Origin of the sequence: Pseudomonas sp. FP2338 (genome assembly GCF_030687515.1) — a bacterium.
GTDB lineage: Bacteria > Pseudomonadota > Gammaproteobacteria > Pseudomonadales > Pseudomonadaceae > Aquipseudomonas > Aquipseudomonas salomonii.
Genome location: NZ_CP117436.1, coordinates 2,184,207 through 2,200,503, shown reverse-complemented (window position 1 = coordinate 2,200,503; position 16,297 = coordinate 2,184,207). Strand labels below are relative to the sequence as shown.

The window sequence follows — 16,297 nt, the reverse complement described above, 5'->3', positions numbered from 1 at the left end:
TCGGATGAAACATCGTTGGATTCAAATGGATATCGCCAAGGGCATCGGCATCCTGCTGATCGTGTATGGCCACAGCTGGTTCGTGGCCAACTCCCTGGAGTTGCAGTATCCGATCATCGCTTCGTTCATATTGCCGCTGTTCTTTTTCCTCTCCGGGGTGTTCTTCAAGCCCGAGCAACCCTTTGTGGAGATGGCAGTGCGCAAGGCCGACGGCCTGCTCAAGCCGTTTTTCTTCACCATGCTGGTGTACGTGCTGGTGCGCGATGTACTGCGCGGCCAACCGCTGCTGCCGGATGTCGGCGGCGTGTTGTATGCCTCGGTGGACACCATCCCCTGGCAGGCGCTGTGGTTTCTGCCGCACTTCTGGGTGGCGATTCTGTTCAGTTGGCTGATGCTGCGCCTGATCCAGCGCCTGAAGCTGTCACTGCCCGTCAGTTGCCTGCTGATCGTGGTGCAACTGCTGATCGGCATCTGGGTTTTGCCGTGGTTCTGGCAAATACCGGTGACGGTCGGCGGGCAGACCTGGACGCTGCCTGGCTTACCCTTCGGCCTCGAGATAACCCTGATCAGCAGCACTTACTTCATCTACGGCTACCTGCTGCGCGACTGGCTGCGCAGGCATGAGGGTTCGCTGCTGACGCTGGTGATTTCGGTGGTGTTGTTCGCCGCGGTATTTCTCTACAGCCACGACACCATGGACCTGGCGCAGCGGCGCTACGACCATTGGCTGTGGACCAGCCTGCTGGCGGTGATCGGTGTGTACGCGAGCTGGTCACTGGCGCGGGTGCTGATGGCATCGGCGGTGATCACGCGGGTGATGACCTATATCGGGCAGTCCACTTTGATTCTGTTGATTTTTCATGGAGAGATTCAGCATAAGACCGTTGACCTGATGGAGCGCGTGGGCCTGCATCCGCTGCTGTCGGCGTGTATCGGTTTGGTGGTGGCGGTGGTGGTGCCGTTGCTGATCGGTGAAGTGATCAAGCGGGTGGCGTTCTTGCGGTTTTTCTACTTTCCGTATCCAGTGCGTAAGGCGCCAAAACCTGTGGAACAGCGCTGAACCCATGTAGGAGCTGGCTTGCCTGCGATGGCATCAACTTGGTTTACATGACACACCGAGGTGTCTGCATCGCAGGCAAGCCAGCTCCCACAGAAAAACAGATCCCAAGTGTATGCGAATCCGCTTTCGCTTGTGATCCAACCACTCAGGTCGGCTTTCAGGCCGCCGTGCTCTGCTTTTGATCTTGATCTGCTTTTGATCTGAGAATCGCCCCGTCAACCACGCTGGCCGAACGCAGGCTTGAATCCGTGGGTAACCCGGCAGGACGCCGGGTTAGCCGCGCTGGGCCAAGGATGGCCCATCGCGGCGGCCCACGGATTCAAGCCGGAGTGCGGGCATGCCGAGCCTAGGCGAGGCACCGAGTGGTGGGGCGAAGACCTTTTGGTTACTTTTGTGTCTTTACAAAAGTGACCCGCTGTAAGAGCGGAACCCTAGGCCGCCGTGACCGCAGCAACGGATATGTACACCGACAACCAGCTCCCACATTGGCTCATGTATGTCAATCATCGAGTTGTGAGGCGGCGGGTTTGCTGCCGGCCTTTGCGGGCTTGGCAGGTTTACCATTCTTGGCAGGCGCCGCTGCAGCAGCAGGCTCAGGCTCAACCGGTGCGGCGAGGTCTTTTTCAGCCTGGGGCATCTGGTCAATGGTGCTGAAGAATTCCTTCAAGTCGAGGGTATCCGGTGGCACGGTCTTCTCGAGTTTCTTCTCACCGTCCTTGCCCACCAGGATCACCTTGGTGCCACTGCCAGCGCCCAGCTTGAGGGCACGAATCAGCGCATTGGTCTCCGGCGGCGTGAGCTTCTTGTTGTCCTTGGCATCCTTGGCGAATTTCTCGCCTTCAGCGCCGATACTGCCGAACTTAACGGTGTAGAACACCATGTTGCGTTCTTCAAAGGACTGCTTGTTGGCAGGCTCGTCCAGCTGTTTCTTGAGGGTCGCCAATGTTTCGTTGCCGGAATCAAGTTCCACCACCACCAGTGGGCGGGACTTGTTCAAGTCCTGCTTGAGTGGGTTGATATCATCCGCGGCCAACAGCGGCCCCGTAAAAGCCATCAAGGTAGCCAGGGTCAGCGACCGGATGAGCATGCGCACCTCCTTTGAATTCCATGCAGGGTTCTTGAGTTTCATGTCTGCGACAGTCAATTTCAAGGATGATTCCTACACCTCGTTAAGAAGCGTAGGTCAGTAAGCCTGCCACGCAAGGGCGCAAATGGGGTTATCAGTCATTGTTTCTTCTGATTGCGACGGCCCAGGCAGCCAGTTTTTCACACGCATCCAGGGCGACCTGCTGGTCGGTTTTATCTCGATAGTGCCGGTCCACGGCGTCGCCGGCGATCAGCCCGGCAATCAACGGCGCACCCACGGCGTCGGTCAAGTCCAGCCACTCACCCCAATTGGCCGGGGCGTCATACCAGCGCAAGTAACCGTCCCTGGAGACCGGCCACCAGCGTTCTTCGAATTGCAGCACCACCTTTTCCAAACGGCCCATGGTGAACAGTTCAAGGGCCTGGCGATACGCCTGGGGCAAGCCCGGTGAAAAGTGCATCTGCTTGAGCACCGGGATCGGTACGGTGCAGATGCACGCATCAGCGCGCAAGCCGTTGACCTGCACACCGTGGGCATCCCAGGCGATATGCTGCACGGCATGCTTGAGCCGGATATCCAGGCCGGCGCCGGCATCTTCGAGCAATTGCCCATAACCCTGGGGAAGGAACTGGTCGCCATGACCCACACCCTCTTCGTCCAGCGTATGGGCCGACAACTGCTCCAGGGGCAAGCCAGCTTCGAGAATCAGGTTGGCATCGATGGCATACCGGGCAACACGCTGCTCATCAGCGCCCAGCGTGGCCAGATAACGCTCGACACCAGACGCCAACGGCTGGGTCCGATCCACGGCAGCTTTCAATCCCTCGTAGGCGCGATTGATATCCGGCAATGGGCCGTCCCAGGCAGCCGCCAGCGGCTGTGAAAAGTCTGTGGGTCGGCGCTCCAACCCCAGTTGCTCGGCCCGGCGCGCCAGGGGGTTGAGCGCGTATTGCTGCAACCAGGCGGCGCCGACATCCACGCAATGACCACCGAGCGAGGCACTGTGCACCCGCCCGCCAATGCGGTCGCGCGCTTCAAGCACATAGGCCTCCACACCTTGAGCCTGCAAAGCACGCGCAGCGCCCAAACCGGCAAATCCGGCCCCAATGACGATCACCTTGCGTGCCTGGGTAGCAGCTACGGCCTGCGCCGCGCGCAGGCCGCTGTCCCAGGCGCTGTGTGTCATGGCCGCGTGCGCGTGGTTGAAGGCCTCACCCGCCAGAAACAGGCGATTGTCGATGGGCGTGGACAACAGGTGCCGCAGGCTCACATCACCGCCTGGCAGCAGCGCACTGTAGGCGCCCTGGCTATACGGGTCGTCGCACCAGCGCGTAACGTGCCAGGCAAGCGGGCGTGGCGCGCTCATTGCTGGGGCCAATGCCGTGCAAACACTGGCGCCACCACCGGGTCGGCATCCACCCGTGCCAGCGTTTGGGCAAAGCCTGGCGCGAGGTTGTTCAACACCTCCCGCGCCGCGTCCCAACGCGACACCGCAGCCGCCATAATGCCCAGCGCGTTCGGCACATTGCCCGGGGCGAACAACTGGTCGGCAAACTGCTCGGCGAACACCACCCAGGCCTGGTGCAGGTAACGGCGCGTGCCGCTGACCAGTTGCGCCTGTGCGGCGTCATCCACATGGCCCAGCCAGCGTTGCGGGTAGTCGATGATGCCGACCGCCGAATAGCAATTGGCGGCGATATATACCAGCCCGCGCAGGATCTGCGCACGGTTGCCGGCGAGCAGCTCGGAGGCGGGAAATTCCAGGCCCAGGTGGATCAGGATCGCGGCGCTTTCGGTCAGCACTTGCCCATCGGGCGTCACCAACGTGGGGATTTGTTTGAGTGGGTTGATGCGGGCCAGGGCATCACTGCCTTCGCTGTCTTCCCAGGAACTGGCGTCGATTCGCCGCCACGGCACCGCGCAACGCTGCAGGGCGATTTCGATCATGCAGGAACCGGATTCGTCGATGCCGTAGAGCGTGTACATGGGCGGTATCTCCTTAGCGCCGCAACTTGGCTTGCAAGCTGGCCTTCACCTGCGGCCATTCCGAATCGATGATGCTGAACCGCACCGAGTTGCGCTTGCGCCCGTCGGGCATGATGCGCTCGTGGCGCACAATGCCCTCTTGCACGGCGCCAAGGCGCAGGATCGCAGCGCGGGATTTTTCGTTGAGTTCATCGGTGGTGAATTGCACCCGCACACAGTCGAGCACTTCAAAGGCGTAGGTCAGCAACAGGAGCTTGGCTTCGGTGTTGATGCCGGTTTTTTGCGTGGACTCGGCCAGCCAGGTGTGGCCGATTTCCAGCTTGCGATTGACCCGGTCGACCTTCCAGAACCGCGTGCTGCCCACCACCTGGCCAGTGCCTGCGCGCACCAGGGTGAAGGGGATCATGCTACCCGCGTCGCGGCCGGCCAAGGCCGTGTCGAGGTAGGTGTCGATGGTGCCCGGGCCTGGCACGTTGGTGACCTTCAGGTTCCACAATTGGCCGTCGGCAGCCGCTTCAAGCAAGGCGGCCTTGTGCTCGCGTTGCAGGGGCTGGAGTTCGACCGTGCTGCCGGTCAAGGTGATCTGAGTCATGGGAGCTGCGCCGCCTGAGGGTGTCGTCAGAGGCCAAGAGTGCAGGCTCGCCCCACGTGCAGGCAAGCGTTTTAAAACAGGCCCATTTGCCCGCCGACCAGCGTGCCGAAATCATCATTTACGAACGGCAGGATCGCATCGGCCACCGGCTGCAATTGCCGGGTGACGTAGTGGTCGTAGTCGATCGGCGCCTGGCGCACTTCCAGCGGCTGCGGGCCGTTGACCGTGATCACATAGCTGATCCAGCCGCCGCGCTGGTACTGGCGCGGGCGCCCCAGGCGGTCGTTGTATTCATCCGCCAGGCGTGCAGCGCGCACATGCGGCGGCACGTTGCGCTCGTAGTCGTCGAGTGGGCGGCGCAGGCGTTTGCGGTAGATCAGCAGGTCGTCGAGTTCGCCGCTCAAGGTACGCCGCACATAGTCGCGCACGTAGTCTTGATACGGCTGGCGATGGAAGATGCGCTGATAGAGTTCCTGCTGGAATTGCCGGGCTAGGGGCGACCAGTCGCTGCGCACGGTTTCCAGGCCTTTGTAGACCATTTCTTCGCTGCCGTCGCCGCGTACCACCAGGCCCGCATAGCGCTTTTTGCTGCCCTCCTCGGCGCCGCGAATGGTCGGCATCAGGAAGCGGCTGAAGTGGGTTTCGTATTGCAGCTCCAGGGCGCTTTGCAGGCCGAATTCGTTGTGCAGATGTGCGCGCCACCACTCGTTGACGTGCTGCACCAGTTCGCGGCCGATGCGGCTGGCGTCATCCGCAGCATGCGCGCTGCCGAGCCAGACGAAGGTGGAATCGGTGTCGCCGTAGATTACGTCATACCCCTTGGCCTCCACCAGTTCACGGGTCTGGCGCATGATCTGGTGCCCACGCATCGTGATCGAAGACGCCAGCCGCGTATCGAAAAACCGGCAGCCGCTGGAGCCAAGCACGCCGTAAAACGCATTCATGATGATTTTAAGGGCCTGGGACAACGGCGCGTTATGTTCACGCTTGGCCACTTCGCGGCCTTCGGACACCCGCGCGACAATCGATGGCAGGCAATGCCGGGTGCGGGAAAAACGTGCGCCGCGAAAGCCCTCTACCGACTCGCTGTCGTCCGGGTGCTTGAGGCCTTCGACCAGGCCCACCGGGTCGATGAGAAAACTGCGGATGATCGACGGGTAAAGGCTTTTGTAGTCCAGCACCAGCACCGATTCATAGAGGCCGGGACGCGAGTCCATCACGAACCCGCCGGGGCTGGCCTGGGGCGGTTTGTCGCCCAGGTTTGGCGCGACGAAGCCCTGGCGGTGCATCAGCGGCATATACAGGTGCGTGAACGCCGCCACCGAGCCGCCATTACGGTCGGCCGGCAGCCCGGTGACGCTGGCGCGTTCGAGCAGGAATTTGAGCAGTTCGGTCTTGGCGAAAATCCGCGTGACCAGCTCGCAGTCCTTGAGGTTGTAGCGCGCCAACGCGGGCTTGTCCTCGGCGAACATGCGGTTGATTTCGTCCATGCGCTGGTACGGCGTGGAGATGTCCTTGCCTTCGCCGAGCAGGGTTTGCGCGACGTTTTCCAGGCTGAAGGATTCGAAACTCCAGGTGGCCGAACGCAAGGCCTCGATGCCGTCGATAATCAGCCGCCCGGCTGCGGCGGCGAAGTAGTGGTTGCGGCTGCCATGTTCGCGCCAGGCCATGACCTCACCGCCACGCCCGAGCAGCAGCGGCACGTTGAGACGCTGGGCATGTTCGTGGAGCACGCGCAGGTCGAATTGCACCAGGTTCCAGCCGATGATTGCATCGGGGTCGTGGGCGGCCAGCCATTGGTTGAGGCGTTCGAGCAGTTGGGCGCGGGTATCGCAATAGTCGAGCTTGAAGTCCACTGCATCGGTTTTGTTTGGCGGGCCGAGCATATATACCTGGCGCTCACCGCAGCCTTCCAGGGCAATGGAATACAGATCGCCTTGGGCGGTGGTCTCGATGTCCAGGGACACCAGTTTGAGCGGCGGGCGATAGTCCGGCGCAGGTTTCATCTGCGCCTCAAGCAAGGTGCCGCTGGCATCCGGCGTGCCGCCGAACCACACGGGCGCGGTGATGAAGCGCTCCATCATGTAACGCTCGGGCGGGCGCACGTCGCCTTCGTAGACGTCGACACCGGCGGCGCGCAGGCGCTTTTCCAGGTCCATCAACTGGCGGTGCTGGCGGGTGTAGAGACCCAGGACGGGACGATGGTGAAAATCGCACAATTGCAACGGGCGCAGTTCGATGTCGCGCTCGCCCTTGAGCAACCAGTCGAGCGGCTTGCGATGGGCTTGCGGGATAAACATCACCGAGGTTTGCACGGGTAGGCGCACACAGCGTGGGCCCTGGTCGGTGGCCAGCCAGAAACTGACTTCCGTGCCCGCCGCCGTGTCGCGCCAATGCCGGGTCAGGACAAAACCCTGCTGTAAATCCACCGTACCGCACCTCAGGAATCGCTCTCAGGGCGTGATTCTACTCGGCATCCGGGCAAACGCGATGGGCGATGGCATTTACCTTTGCGTTTGTACTCAGCGCCTGGTCCATCGCCCTTGCCCAGACGGCCGACGACGCGTCTGCCGCACGCACCTCTGCCGCCGCTGGTCGGCAGCTCGCGCCTGCGCGGACAACGATTTCACAAACTGGTTGCGAAACATTAATGACAATTACTATCATTCGCGTCGGAGTCGTATCCGCGCAGTGAGGAAGCGCAACGTTGTTGCCCTTTTCCTCACATTGACGGTTCGCCGTCCGGATCGACCATGCCCACCTGCAACCAAATTTCTGCGCCGTTTCGCCCTACCCTGCTTGCCCTTTGCTGCTCCCTGAGCCTTGCTGCTCATGCGGCAACCCCAGATGCCAACAACCACCCGGACGGCAATGCACTGGAATTGGGGGCCACCACTGTCAGCGCCGACGCACCTGCACCGAATGCATTGCCGCCGGTTTACGCCGGTGGCCAGGTCGCGCGCGGCGGCCAGTTGGGCGTGCTGGGTAACCAGGACATCATGGACGCGCCGTTCAGCATGTCCTCCTACACCGAGAAGTTGATCCGCGAGCAGCATGCGCAAACCGTCGGCGATGTGTTGCTCAATGACTCGTCCGTGCGCCAGGCATCGGGCTATGCGAACCAGGCTCAAGCCTTTGTGATTCGTGGCCTGCCGCTCAACGGCGACGATATTTCGTTCAACGGTTTGTACGGCATCCTGCCACGCCAGATCATGTCCACCGATGCCCTGGAACGGGTTGAAGTGTTCAAAGGCCCCAACGCGTTCATCAACGGCGTCACACCCAGCGGCTCCGGCATCGGCGGCGGCGTCAACCTGCAACCCAAGCGTGCTGATGATGTGCCTTTGCGCCGTTTGAGCACCGATATCAGCAGTGATGGCCGGGTGGGTGAACACCTGGACATCGGCCAACGCTTCGGCGAAGACAACCGTTTTGGCGCGCGGGTGAATATTTCCCAGCGCGAAGGCGACACCGCCATCGACGACGAAAGCCAGCGTTCGAAGCTGTTTTCGGTCGGCCTGGACTATCGCGGCGATGCCCTGCGGGTGTCCGGCGACTTTGTTTATCAGAAGCAGCAGGTCAATGGTGGACGCAACACGGTGTTGCTCGGCAGCGGGCTGACCCATATCCCGAATGCGCCGTCGGCCGACACCAACTACGCGCCGAACTGGGGCACCACCAGCCTGGAAGACACCTTCGGCATGTTGCGCGGCGAGTATGACCTCAACGATAACTGGACCGCCTACATCGCCGGCGGCGCCAAGCACACCAACGAGCTGGGCCGCTATTCGTCGGTAACCTTGAGGGACACACTGGGCAATGCCACAGTCAGCGGCTCGAACATTGCGCATCAGGAAGACAACACCAGCCTGATGGCTGGCCTGAACGGCAAATTCCAGACCGGCGCTGTCAGCCACAAATTGAACCTCGGCTTGACCGGCATCTGGACCCAGACCCGCAACGCCTTTGACTTTGCGTCCGGCAGCCAGCCGACCAACATCTACAACCCGGCTGACGTGACGGCACCGGCCAAAGGCGGTTTCACCTCCGGCAGCGACCTGAACGACCCCGGCATCACCGCCAAGACCTTCGCCCGCAGCGCGGCGGTGTCGGACACCTTCGGCTTTATGGATGACCGCTTGCTGTTCACCGCCGGCCTGCGTCGCCAGGAGCTGGTGGTTCAGGGCTACGCCTACGGCACCGGCACACGCACGGCCAACTACGCCAAGGGCATCACCACGCCGGTGTATGGCCTGGTGTTCAAGCCGTGGGAGCATGTGTCGCTCTACGCCAACCATATCGAAGGCCTGGCGTCAGGGCCGACTGCACCGTCTACCTTCAGCAGCGCCATCGTGACCAACGCCAACCAGACGTTTGCACCCGCGCGCTCGAAACAGACCGAGGCCGGCGTCAAGGTCGACATGGGCACCTACGGCGCTACGCTGGGTGTATACCGAATCGAACAGCCAACCCAGGGTTTTTCCCAGCTGAATGGGGACGGCACCGCGACTTTTGTCTTCCAGGGCGAGCAAGTCAACAAAGGTGTGGAGCTGAACGTCTTCGGCGAACCCGTCAGCGGCTTGCGCCTGCTGGGCGGCGCGACGATCATCCACACCGAAGTCAACGGCACGGCAAACGGCGCCAACGACGGCAACCGCGCCATTGGCGTGCCGTCCTTCCAACTTAATGCCGGCGTGGATTGGGATGTGCCGGGCCTGCAAGGCGTGAGCGTCAATGGTCGTATGCTACGTACCGGCGGCCAGTACGCCGATGCGGCGAACAACCTCAGCCTGCCGGCCTGGAATCGCTTCGATGTGGGCGCCCGCTACAACTTCAAGGTGGCCCAGCGTGATGTGAGCCTGGGCGCGACGGTGGAGAACGTGGCGAATACCAAATACTGGGAATCGGCGCTGGGCGGTTACCTGACCCAAGGTGATCCACGTGTGGCCAAGTTCTCGGCGACGGTGGATTTCTAAATACGCAATAACCTGGGAGTCAGCAGATTTGCCCATCGCTGACTCAGCAGTGGACTCAAGACGTCTGACAGCAATGAGAACGGGCATCTTCACGATGCCCGTTTTGGGTCAGGCGCTGCGTGCCTGGTTCAGGTAATTTTCGATGTTGCCCATTTGCTCGTCCCAGCCTCGGGAATTCATCCTGAAGGCTTTTTGGCGACGGGCTCCGGGCACTGCGTCAAAACCGGATTCGACTACCCGCAGCACGATGCCGGGCGCGCGGTCTTCGAGGGTGAACTCTACCAGGGTCGGTGTTTCGTGGTCGTAGTCGACGCCCTTTTCTACAGCGTAAGGGTGCCATTTGAATGAGAACAGGGTTTGGGGCAGGATGCGCACGATTTCCGCCTTCCACACCACATGTTCGTAGCCTGGGTAGGTGATCGGCGCCTCGATGGTTTGTCCAGCGGTAAAGATTTTACCCTTGAGGGCGATCCCGAACCATTCGCCAAATTGCTCGGCATTGGTGAGCGCTTCCCAGATTTGTTTGCGTGGTACGTTGAGCAGGACTTTTCGTTCGATGCGATCTAACACGTGCATAAGTCACCTCCTCCATTGAAAGTAGGCGACAACAAACAATGCGCAACCTCAGGTTGTAAGCAATGATGATTGTCCCCGTCCTTAATCAGGCAATACGTGTATGACTGACCCGCTGAATGGAAGTTGCTTCTGCAAAGCCGTGCGCTATCAAATCGACAGCTTGGACATGCCCATCAGCCACTGCCATTGCGACAGTTGCCGAAAGGTGCATGCAGCCGCATTCGTGGCCACGGCCGGGGTGATGCGCGAGCACTTTCGCTGGATGCAGGGTGAGGCGCTGCTGTCGTCGTTTGAATCTTCACCGGGCAAGCTCAGGCATTTCTGCTCGCGCTGCGGCTCACACCTGATGGCTGAGCGTGGGCATCAGCCCCATGTGATTGTGCGAGTGGCGACGCTGGATGATGACCCTGGCGTGCGGCCCACCTCGCACATCTGGACGGCCCATGATGTGCCCTGGCTTGCTTACGCAGGCGTAGAGCACTGGGATGAGTGGAAGACTTGACTAGACGTGCGGGTCACCGGGCGCCTTGGCGGGGGTCGCATATTGCGGCTTGAGATGGCCTTCCTGATCCAGCAACCAGGCGTCCATGATCTGCCGCACTACCGGGCCTGCCACGCGGCCACCGGCCTCGCCGTTTTCGATCATCACCGAGATCACAATTTTCGGATGTTCGGCCGGCGCAAAGCCGACGAACAAGGCGTTGTCGCGATGGCGTTCCAGGGTCGTATTGCGGTTATAGCGCTCACCCTGCTTGATCGCCACCACCTGCGCAGTACCACTCTTGCCGGCGATCCTATATTGAGCACCGGCGGCTGCCGCACGGGCGATACCACGCGGGTCGTGCATCACCAGTTGCATGCCGTGGTTGACCTGCTCCCAATCACGCGGATCCTTGAGCACCACGTTAGGCATCGGGTTTTCGTCCACCGGCGGCACGCCGTTGATGGTCTTGGCCAGGTGCGGCCGGTTCCACACACCTTTGTTGGCGATCAATGCAGTGGCTTGGGCCAATTGCAATGGCGTGACCTGCATATAGCCCTGGCCAATGCCGAGAATCACAGTTTCGCCCGGGAACCAGGGCTGGCGCCGCGTCGCACGCTTCCAGGCCTGGGAAGGCATCAGGCCGGCTGATTCTTCGAACATGTCGAGGGAGACTTTCTGACCGAGGCCGAACTCGGCCAGGTAGTCGTGCAAGCGATCGATACCCAGCTTGTGGGCCAGGTCGTAAAAGTAGGTGTCGTTGGAGCGCATGATGGCTGCGTCCATGTCCACCCAGCCGTCACCGCTGTGGTTCCAGTTGCGGTATTTGTGGTCAAAGTCGGGCAGTTGGTAGTAACCGGGGTCAAACACTCGGGTTTGCGCGGTCACCACGCCACTGTCGAGGCCGGCGATGGCCACTTCCGGCTTGATGGTCGAGCCGGGCGCATAAAGCCCGCGTAGCACACGGTTGAAAAGTGGCCGGTCGATGGAGTCGTGCAGCGCGGCATATTCCTTGAAGCTGATGCCGGTGACGAACAGATTCGGGTCGAAACTCGGCTTACTCACCATGGCCAGCACTTCGCCGGTTTGCGGGTCGAGGGCCACCACCGAACCACGGCGATCGCCCAAGGCCTCTTCCGCGGCTTCCTGGAGCTTGACGTCGAGGCTCAGCACAATGTTTTTGCCGGGGATCGGATCGGTATGCTTGAGCACGCGCAACACGCGGCCCTGAGCGTTGGTCTCGACCTCTTCATAGCCGACATGGCCATGCAGCTCGGACTCGTAGAAACGCTCGATACCGGTCTTGCCGATGGACTGGGTACCGCGGTACTCCACCGAGTCGAGGGCCTTGGATTCTTTTTCGTTGATTCGACCAACGTAGCCAATCGAGTGGGCAAAATGCGCGCCCAACGGGTAATGCCGCACGAACTGCGGTTCGACGTCGACGCCCGGCAAGCGGAACTCGTTAACGGCCAGCACGGCAATCTGCTCTTCGGTCAATTCGTAGAACAGCGTCACCGGCACAAACGGATGACGGGCTTGTTTCAACGCCTTGTCGAATACCGCGCGGTCTTCGGCGGGTAAATGCAACAGGCTGACGATAGCGTCCAGCTCGCCCTTGAGGTCAGTGGTGCGCTCACGAGTGATGGTCAGGTTGTAGCTGGGACGGTTGTCGGCCAGCACCACGCCATTGCGATCATAAATCAGCCCGCGCGTCGGCGTTATCGGCAGTACATGAACCCGGTTGTTCTCGGAAATCGTCGAGTGATAGTCGTACTGCACCACCTGCAGGAAATACATGCGCCCGACCAGGGCGCAAGTAATACCAATCACCAACAGCGCGCAGGCGAGCAAGCGCTTGTTGACCAGGCGGTTTTCTTTTTCGTGATCCTTGATCGGTATCGGTTCAGGCATTTCTACAGCATCTCGTTGAAGAAGGTCGACGCCGCATCCTGCGGGTGAAATATCCATCCTTGTGAAAATGTGCTGCACCTTACCAAAAATGCAGAAACACTTTGCATTGATTTCCCCAACGGCATGTTGTTTTGTCAGACAAGCACCGACTTTGTGCTCGAAAAAGGCCTCAATCCCGGAAGTGCGATCACTGCGATGCCCTTCCAGTGTTGTGCAGGGTGCGTGTGAGGATGGCGACCTGGAGGGTGCCGATTGAGCTGATCAAGGCGCGGAGGCTTTGAAGCCGCTTGGCGCTTTTCGGGCGCCCAAAACAAAACCCCTGATTGCGTTAGCAATCAGGGGTTTCGGAATTTAATCTTGACGATGACCTACTCTCACATGGGGAAACCCCACACTACCATCGGCGATGCATCGTTTCACTACTGAGTTCGGGATGGGATCAGGTGGTTCCAATGCTCTATGGTCGTCAAGAAATTCGGGTACTGAGTCGTAGCCAGATGGCTTCGCTTCAGCAAATTGGGTATGTGACAGCTTTCGGTGTTTTGTGAATGTCGAACTTTCGGTTCATCTCGTCTTCACACACCGCAATCTGGCCTTTCGACTCAAATTGCTTGGGTGTTATATGGTCAAGCCTCACGGGCAATTAGTATTGGTTAGCTCAACGCCTCACAGCGCTTACACACCCAACCTATCAACGTCGTAGTCTTCGACGGCCCTTCAGGGGACTCAAGGTCCCAGTGAGATCTCATCTTGAGGCTAGTTTCCCGCTTAGATGCTTTCAGCGGTTATCTATTCCGAACATAGCTACCCGGCAATGCCACTGGCGTGACAACCGGAACACCAGAGGTTCGTCCACTCCGGTCCTCTCGTACTAGGAGCAGCCCCTCTCAAATCTCAACGTCCACGGCAGATAGGGACCGAACTGTCTCACGACGTTCTAAACCCAGCTCGCGTACCACTTTAAATGGCGAACAGCCATACCCTTGGGACCGGCTTCAGCCCCAGGATGTGATGAGCCGACATCGAGGTGCCAAACACCGCCGTCGATATGAACTCTTGGGCGGTATCAGCCTGTTATCCCCGGAGTACCTTTTATCCGTTGAGCGATGGCCCTTCCATACAGAACCACCGGATCACTAAGACCTACTTTCGTACCTGCTCGACGTGTCTGTCTCGCAGTCAAGCGCGCTTTTGCCTTTATACTCTACGACCGATTTCCGACCGGTCTGAGCGCACCTTCGTACTCCTCCGTTACTCTTTAGGAGGAGACCGCCCCAGTCAAACTACCCACCATACACTGTCCTCGATCCGGATAACGGACCTGAGTTAGAACCTCAAAGTTGCCAGGGTGGTATTTCAAGGTTGGCTCCACGCAGACTGGCGTCCACGCTTCAAAGCCTCCCACCTATCCTACACAAGCAAATTCAAAGTCCAGTGCAAAGCTATAGTAAAGGTTCACGGGGTCTTTCCGTCTAGCCGCGGATACACTGCATCTTCACAGCGATTTCAATTTCACTGAGTCTCGGGTGGAGACAGCGCCGCCATCGTTACGCCATTCGTGCAGGTCGGAACTTACCCGACAAGGAATTTCGCTACCTTAGGACCGTTATAGTTACGGCCGCCGTTTACCGGGGCTTCGATCAAGAGCTTCGCGTTAGCTAACCCCATCAATTAACCTTCCGGCACCGGGCAGGCGTCACACCCTATACGTCCACTTTCGTGTTTGCAGAGTGCTGTGTTTTTAATAAACAGTCGCAGCGGCCTGGTATCTTCGACCGGCATGAGCTTACGGAGCAAGTCCTTCACCCTCACCGGCGCACCTTCTCCCGAAGTTACGGTGCCATTTTGCCTAGTTCCTTCACCCGAGTTCTCTCAAGCGCCTTGGTATTCTCTACCCAACCACCTGTGTCGGTTTGGGGTACGGTTCCTGGTTACCTGAAGCTTAGAAGCTTTTCTTGGAAGCATGGCATCAACCACTTCGTTAACTAAAAGTTAACTCGTCATCAGCTCTCGGCCTTAGAATCCCGGATTTACCTAAGATTCCAGCCTACCACCTTAAACTTGGACAACCAACGCCAAGCTGGCCTAGCCTTCTCCGTCCCTCCATCGCAATAACCAGAAGTACAGGAATATTACTTAACCTGTTTCCATCGACTACGCTTTTCAGCCTCGCCTTAGGGACCGACTAACCCTGCGTCGATTAACGTTGCGCAGGAAACCTTGGTCTTTCGGCGTGGGTGTTTTTCACACCCATTGTCGTTACTCATGTCAGCATTCGCACTTCTGATACCTCCAGCAAGCTTCTCAACTCACCTTCACAGGCTTACAGAACGCTCCTCTACCGCATCACTTACGTGATACCCGTAGCTTCGGTGTATGGTTTGAGCCCCGTTACATCTTCCGCGCAGGCCGACTCGACTAGTGAGCTATTACGCTTTCTTTAAAGGGTGGCTGCTTCTAAGCCAACCTCCTAGCTGTCTAAGCCTTCCCACATCGTTTCCCACTTAACCATAACTTTGGGACCTTAGCTGACGGTCTGGGTTGTTTCCCTTTTCACGACGGACGTTAGCACCCGCCGTGTGTCTCCCATGCTCGGCACTTGTAGGTATTCGGAGTTTGCATCGGTTTGGTAAGTCGGGATGACCCCCTAGCCGAAACAGTGCTCTACCCCCTACAGTGATACATGAGGCGCTACCTAAATAGCTTTCGAGGAGAACCAGCTATCTCCGAGCTTGATTAGCCTTTCACTCCGATCCACAGGTCATCCGCTAACTTTTCAACGGTAGTCGGTTCGGTCCTCCAGTTAGTGTTACCCAACCTTCAACCTGCCCATGGATAGATCGCCCGGTTTCGGGTCTATTCCCAGCGACTAGACGCCCTATTAAGACTCGCTTTCGCTACGCCTCCCCTATTCGGTTAAGCTCGCCACTGAAAATAAGTCGCTGACCCATTATACAAAAGGTACGCAGTCACCCAACAAAGTGGGCTCCCACTGCTTGTACGCATACGGTTTCAGGATCTATTTCACTCCCCTCTCCGGGGTTCTTTTCGCCTTTCCCTCACGGTACTAGTTCACTATCGGTCAGTCAGTAGTATTTAGCCTTGGAGGATGGTCCCCCCATATTCAGACAAAGTTTCTCGTGCTCCGTCCTACTCGATTTCATGACTAAGAGATTTTCGCGTACAGGGCTATCACCCACTATGGCCGCACTTTCCAGAGCGTTCCGCTAATCTCAAAGCCACTTAAGGGCTAGTCCCCGTTCGCTCGCCACTACTAAGGGAATCTCGGTTGATTTCTTTTCCTCAGGGTACTTAGATGTTTCAGTTCCCCTGGTTCGCCTCTTACGCCTATGTATTCAGCGTAAGATAACCATCTTATGATGGCTGGGTTCCCCCATTCAGACATCTCCGGATCAAAGTCTGTTTGCCGACTCCCCGAAGCTTTTCGCAGGCTACCACGTCTTTCATCGCCTCTGACTGCCAAGGCATCCACCGTATGCGCTTCTTCACTTGACCATATAACCCCAAGCAATCTGGTTATACTGTGAAGACAACATTCGCCGAAAATTCGAATTTCTCAATTAAGAGAACTCACAAATTTTACCTTAGCCTGATCCGTCACCAG

The 16,297-nt window shown here is 58.9% G+C and carries 10 protein-coding genes and 2 rRNA genes; 3 read left to right on the top strand and 9 right to left on the bottom strand.

Annotated features, from left to right (window positions below; all coding sequences use genetic code 11):
- The first annotated feature begins 4 nt into the window (after positions 1–4).
- Positions 5–1,060: an acyltransferase family protein gene (locus PSH96_RS10085; RefSeq protein WP_305458931.1), complete on the top strand. Its 1,056-nt coding sequence runs from the start codon at positions 5–7 to the stop codon at positions 1,058–1,060.
- 499 nt (positions 1,061–1,559) lie between these two features.
- On the opposite strand, the gene PSH96_RS10080 is transcribed toward PSH96_RS10085, so the two are convergent.
- The 5 genes from PSH96_RS10080 to PSH96_RS10060 all read right to left on the bottom strand — a co-directional run bounded on the left by PSH96_RS10080 (position 1,560) and on the right by PSH96_RS10060 (position 7,154).
- Entirely contained in the window at positions 1,560–2,147 is a 588-nt protein-coding gene (locus PSH96_RS10080) for a DUF4174 domain-containing protein (RefSeq protein ID WP_305458929.1), read from the bottom strand.
- Positions 2,148–2,280: 133 nt separating this feature from the next.
- Complete coding sequence (locus tag PSH96_RS10075; protein ID WP_305458927.1) at positions 2,281–3,513, bottom strand: flavin monoamine oxidase family protein; 1,233 nt, start codon at positions 3,511–3,513, stop codon at positions 2,281–2,283.
- Positions 3,510–4,133: a glutathione S-transferase gene (locus PSH96_RS10070; protein WP_305458924.1), complete on the bottom strand. Its 624-nt coding sequence runs from the start codon at positions 4,131–4,133 to the stop codon at positions 3,510–3,512. The genes PSH96_RS10075 and PSH96_RS10070 overlap by 4 nt, the downstream gene beginning before the upstream one ends.
- Positions 4,134–4,146: 13 nt before the next feature.
- Positions 4,147–4,725, bottom strand: a complete 579-nt coding sequence (locus PSH96_RS10065; protein ID WP_305458922.1) for a GNAT family N-acetyltransferase — start codon at positions 4,723–4,725, stop codon at positions 4,147–4,149.
- 71 nt (positions 4,726–4,796) lie between these two features.
- A complete protein-coding gene (locus tag PSH96_RS10060; protein WP_305458921.1) occupies positions 4,797–7,154 on the bottom strand; it encodes a DNA polymerase II in 2,358 nt (785 codons plus the stop codon).
- Positions 7,155–7,478: 324 nt separating this feature from the next.
- Between PSH96_RS10060 and PSH96_RS10055 the strand changes: the two genes are divergently transcribed.
- Positions 7,479–9,701: a TonB-dependent siderophore receptor gene (locus tag PSH96_RS10055; protein ID WP_305458919.1), complete on the top strand. Its 2,223-nt coding sequence runs from the start codon at positions 7,479–7,481 to the stop codon at positions 9,699–9,701.
- A gap of 108 nt (positions 9,702–9,809) precedes the next feature.
- Here PSH96_RS10055 and PSH96_RS10050 read toward each other — a convergent pair whose 3' ends face one another.
- Positions 9,810–10,277 carry an SRPBCC family protein gene (locus PSH96_RS10050; protein ID WP_305458917.1) on the bottom strand — a complete coding sequence of 156 codons (468 nt, stop codon included), beginning with the start codon at positions 10,275–10,277 and terminating at the stop codon, positions 9,810–9,812.
- A gap of 100 nt (positions 10,278–10,377) precedes the next feature.
- Between PSH96_RS10050 and PSH96_RS10045 the strand changes: the two genes are divergently transcribed.
- The gene (locus PSH96_RS10045; protein WP_056858819.1) at positions 10,378–10,779 is read left to right on the top strand and encodes a GFA family protein; all 402 of its coding nucleotides are present in this window, start codon (positions 10,378–10,380) and stop codon (positions 10,777–10,779) included.
- On the opposite strand, the gene mrdA is transcribed toward PSH96_RS10045, so the two are convergent.
- The 3 genes from mrdA to PSH96_RS10030 form a co-directional block, all read right to left on the bottom strand.
- The gene (gene mrdA, locus PSH96_RS10040; RefSeq protein WP_305458914.1) at positions 10,780–12,672 is read right to left on the bottom strand and encodes a penicillin-binding protein 2; all 1,893 of its coding nucleotides are present in this window, start codon (positions 12,670–12,672) and stop codon (positions 10,780–10,782) included.
- 355 nt (positions 12,673–13,027) lie between these two features.
- Positions 13,028–13,143: ribosomal RNA gene (gene rrf / locus PSH96_RS10035) — 5S ribosomal RNA — on the bottom strand.
- A gap of 151 nt (positions 13,144–13,294) precedes the next feature.
- Positions 13,295–16,188, bottom strand: a 23S ribosomal RNA gene (locus tag PSH96_RS10030).
- Between the last annotated feature and the right edge of the window lie 109 nt (positions 16,189–16,297).